The sequence below is a fragment of the Ruegeria sp. AI3 genome (assembly GCF_056541245.1).
On sequence record NZ_JBQFYA010000031.1, the window covers coordinates 1 to 4,475 of the forward strand.

The 4,475-nt window shown below is 62.4% G+C and carries 3 protein-coding genes; all 3 read right to left on the bottom strand.

The features are described from left to right. Nucleotides 1-32: 32 nt before the first annotated feature. Nucleotides 33-2,888, bottom strand: coding sequence for an aminomethyl-transferring glycine dehydrogenase (gene gcvP / locus ACRZ95_RS22670; RefSeq protein ID WP_170637796.1), 2,856 nt, complete (start codon nt 2,886-2,888; stop codon nt 33-35). A 115-nt stretch (nt 2,889-3,003) separates the two neighbouring features. Further along, a complete protein-coding gene (gene gcvH, locus ACRZ95_RS22675) occupies nt 3,004-3,369 on the bottom strand; it encodes a glycine cleavage system protein GcvH (protein ID WP_170680939.1) in 366 nt (121 codons plus the stop codon). An 18-nt stretch (nt 3,370-3,387) separates the two neighbouring features. Beyond that, nucleotides 3,388-4,475, bottom strand: a 1,088-nt coding sequence (gene gcvT, locus ACRZ95_RS22680; RefSeq protein ID WP_480555633.1) for a glycine cleavage system aminomethyltransferase GcvT, incomplete at its 5' end; no start/stop codon positions are given.

Genomic DNA, 4,475 nt, shown 5'->3' on the forward strand with positions numbered 1-4,475 from the left:
CCCCGCCGATTTTTCGGCGGGGGTTTGTAGTTTTATTCTGCGGCTTCTTCGTATGCTTCCATTGGTGGGCATGTGCAGACGAGGTTTCGGTCTCCGTATGCGTTGTCGACGCGGTTGACGGGGGACCAGTATTTGTCGACGCCCATGGAGCCCGGCGGGAAGCAGGCCTGTTCGCGGGTGTAGGGGCGGTCCCAGTCGCCGACCAGATCGCGCACCGTGTGGGGGGCGTTTTTCAGCGGGTTGTTCTCCGCGTCGATCTTGCCGTCGATGATGTCCTGCGCCTCGGCCCGGATCGAGAGCATGGCGTCGCAGAAGCGGTCCAGCTCGTCCTTTGGTTCGGACTCGGTGGGCTCCACCATCAGGGTGCCCGCCACCGGCCAGGACATGGTCGGGGCGTGGAAGCCGGAATCGACCAGACGTTTGGCGACGTCATCCACGGTCACATGCGCCGCCTCGTCCAGCGGACGAGTGTCGAGGATGCATTCATGCGCCACACGACCGGTCTCGGAGGTGTATAGGATCGGATAGGCATCCTGCAGACGCGCCGCGATATAGTTGGCGTTCAGGATCGCCACTTTGGTCGCCTGCGTCAGACCCGCGCCACCCATCAGCAGCACATAGGCCCAGCTGACCGGCAGAATGGACGGAGAGCCGAAGGGTGCCGCCGAGACCGGACCCACGGCAGTGCCGTATTCCGGATGGCCGGGCAGGTGCTCCTCAAGATGCGCCTTGACGCCGATCGGACCCATGCCGGGGCCGCCACCGCCATGCGGGATGCAGAAGGTCTTGTGCAGATTCAGGTGGCTGACATCGCCGCCAATGTCACCGGGACGCGATAGACCCACCATGGCGTTCATGTTGGCGCCGTCGATATAGACCTGACCGCCGTGATCATGGGTGATCTGGCAGACCTCCTGCACGGTGGTCTCGAACACGCCATGGGTCGAGGGGTAGGTGATCATGCAACCGGCCAGATGATCCGAGTGCTTCTCGGCCTTGGCGCGGAAGTCGTTCAGATCAATGTTGCCATTCTCATCCGCCTGCACCGGGACAACCTGCCAGCCCACCATCTGCGCCGAGGCCGGGTTGGTCCCGTGCGCCGAGGTTGGGATCAGGCAGACATTGCGGTGCCCTTCGCCGCGGGCGAAGTGATAGTTGCGGATGGTCAGCAGGCCTGCATATTCGCCCTGCGCGCCCGAGTTGGGCTGCTGCGAGATCGCGTCATAGCCGGTGATCTGGCACAGCTTGTCGTTCAGATCGGCAATCATCTCGTGATAGCCCTGCGCCTGATCTTCGGGGCAGAACGGGTGCAGATTGCCGAACTCGGGCCAGGTGACCGGGATCATCTCGATCGTGGCGTTCAGCTTCATGGTGCACGAGCCCAGCGGGATCATTGCCCGGTCCAGCGCCAGGTCACGGTCAGCCAGACGGCGCATATAGCGGGTCATCTCGGCCTCGGCCCGGTTCTTGTGGAAGATCTCGTGGGTCAGATAGGGCGTCTCGCGCAGCGCGTAGTCCGGCAGGCGGTACTGCTTGTTCGAGCTGTCGTCTGTCTTGTCGATGCCAAAGGCCCCCCAGACGGCTTCAATGGTCTCGGGGCGGGTCTGTTCGTCCAGGCTGATGCCAACCTTGGTGTCGCCGACCTTGCGCAGGTTGACGCCCCGGGCCACTGCGGCCTCCATGACGGTCTTCTGCAGGTGGCCGACCTCAACGGTGATGGTGTCGAAGAACACTTCGGGTTCGACCGAGAAGCCCGCCTCTTCCAGGCCGGCGGCCAGGCGCGAGGTCTTGCGGTGTACCGATTGCGCGATGGCCTTGATGCCATCCGGGCCGTGATAGACCGCATACATCGAGGCAATGACGGCCAGCAGCGCCTGCGCGGTGCAGACATTCGAGTTGGCTTTCTCGCGGCGAATGTGCTGTTCGCGGGTTTGCAGCGCGAGGCGATACGCTTTGTTGCCACGGCTGTCGATGCTGACGCCGATGATCCGGCCCGGCATGGACCGCTTCAGCTTGTCGGTGGTCGCCATATAGGCAGCGTGCGGGCCGCCATAACCCATCGGAACGCCAAAGCGCTGGGTCGAGCCGATGGCAATATCCGCGCCCATCTCACCCGGTGACTTCAGCAGGGCCAGCGACAGGATGTCGGCAGCAACGATGGCAATGGCTTTGTGCTCATGCAGCGCTGCGATTTCCTTGGTGAAGTCGCGCACATGGCCATGGGTGCCGGGGTACTGGAAGATCGCGCCAAAGACGGCACCTGCGTCGAGGCTGTCAGGATCGGCGACCTGCACGTCGATGCCCAGAGGCTCAGCGCGGGTTTTAATGACTGCGATGGTCTGCGGGTGGCAGTTCTTGTCAACAAAGAAGGCCGCGTTGTTGGCTTTCGAACGCCCGCCGCGCTTGGCCATTGCCATGGCTTCGGCCGCCGCTGTGGCTTCGTCCAGCAGCGATGCGTTGGCCACGTCCAGCCCGGTCAGATCGCTGACCATGGTCTGGAAGTTCAACAGCGCCTCAAGACGGCCCTGGCTGATCTCGGGCTGATAAGGCGTATAAGCCGTGTACCAGGCCGGGTTTTCCAGAATGTTGCGCAGGATCGGCGCAGGCGTGGTGGTGCCGTAATAGCCCTGACCGATCAGCGAGGTCAGAACCTTGTTCTTACTCGCCACCTCTTTCATGTAGAACAGCGCATCGCGCTCGGTCATCGCCGGGCCCCAGTCCAGCGGCTCTTTCTGGCGGATCGCCGGCGGGACGGTGGCGTCGATCAGTTGGTCCAGCGTCTTGAAGCCGATCACCTTGAGCATGTCGCGCATCTCGGTCGGGCTGGGACCAATATGGCGGCGATTGGCAAAGTCATAGGCTTCGTAGTCAGTCAGTTTGAAAGCCATTGCAGCGCTCCTATGAATAAGTCAGGTCGGGCGGAGACCACGCAGGCCCCCGATACATCATCACGAGCCGGTCCGGCCCGAACGGGCGGAGCCCCATTCAGGGCTCCGGTCTGGATCAGCCGATGAAGTCCTTGTAGCCGGCCTCATCCATCAGATCTTCCAGCTGCGACGCGTCGGTGATCTTGATCTTGTAGATCCATGCCTCACCTTCGGGGTCTTCGTTCAGCGCGCCAGGATTGTCGGCCAGCGCCTCGTTGACCTCGACGATCTCGCCATCAACCGGGGCATAGAGTTCCGAGGCCGCCTTGACGGATTCGATCACACCGATCTCGCCGTCTTTCTCGAACGCGTCACCCACTTCCTGCTGTTCCACGAAGACCACATCGCCCAGCTGTTCGGCGGCATGTTTGGTGATGCCCAGAGTGGCTGTGTCGCCATTCACGTCGATCCACTCGTGCTCTTCGGAATAATAGGTTGCCATCTTGTCTCTCTCCTGACTTCAACGCTTGTAATTCTGGGTGACGAAGGGCAGCGCCACGATCTCGGCCGGTTGCGGCTTGCCCCGGATGATCAGATTGACGGTCTCGCCCGGCTCACCATGGCCTGCGGACACATAGCCCATCGCAACGGGGCCACCGACCGTCGGGCCAAACCCGCCCGAGGTGATCTGGCCAATGGTGTTGCCTTCCGTGCACTGGATCTCAACGCCCTGACGCGCAGGCGCGCGGCCCTCGGGCTTGATGCCTACCAGCTTGCGGGATGCGCCCTCGGCCAGTTCGCGCTGGATGCGCTCGGCCCCCGGGAACCCGCCCTCTTCCTTGCGGCGCTTCTGGATCGCCCAGCTCAGCGAGGCTTCGATGGGCGAGGTGCTCTGGTCGATGTCATTGCCATAAAGGCACAGCCCGGCCTCCAGCCGCAGGCTGTCGCGCGCGCCCAGACCGGCCGCTTCGCAATCCTCATGCGCCAAGAAGGCGCGGGTGATCTCAATCGCCTTGTCCTCGGGGATCGAGATCTCGTATCCGTCCTCGCCGGTATAGCCCAGCCGCGAGATACGGCACTCAACACCGTTGATATCAGCCACGGTGGTTTCCATGAACTTCAGATCGCGGGCGGCCGGGCACAACTCGCCCACCACGTCTTCGGCTTTGGGTCCCTGCACCGCCACCAGCGCACGATCGAAGATCTCGGTCACTTCGACGCCGTCAAGGTTGGCCTGCATATGCGGAATATCCTGATGGCGCAGCGCCGCGTTCACCACCACAAAATAGTGATCCCCCGCGTTCGACACGATCAGATCATCCATGATCCCGCCGTCTTCATTCGTGAAGAACCCGTACCGCGCCTTGCCGTCCTTCAGCGTCGCATAGGCCTGCGGGCACAAAGCTTCCAGCTTCTCGCCCACATTCTCACCGCGCAGGATCACCTGGCCCATATGGCTCACATCAAACACCGCCGCCTTCTCACGACACTGCTTATGCTCCCCCATGATCCCCAACGGATACTGAACAGGCATCTCCCAGCCCGCAAAATCAACCATCTTGCCGCCAAGCTCGACGTGCAAATCGTAAAGAGGAGTGCGCTTCGGTG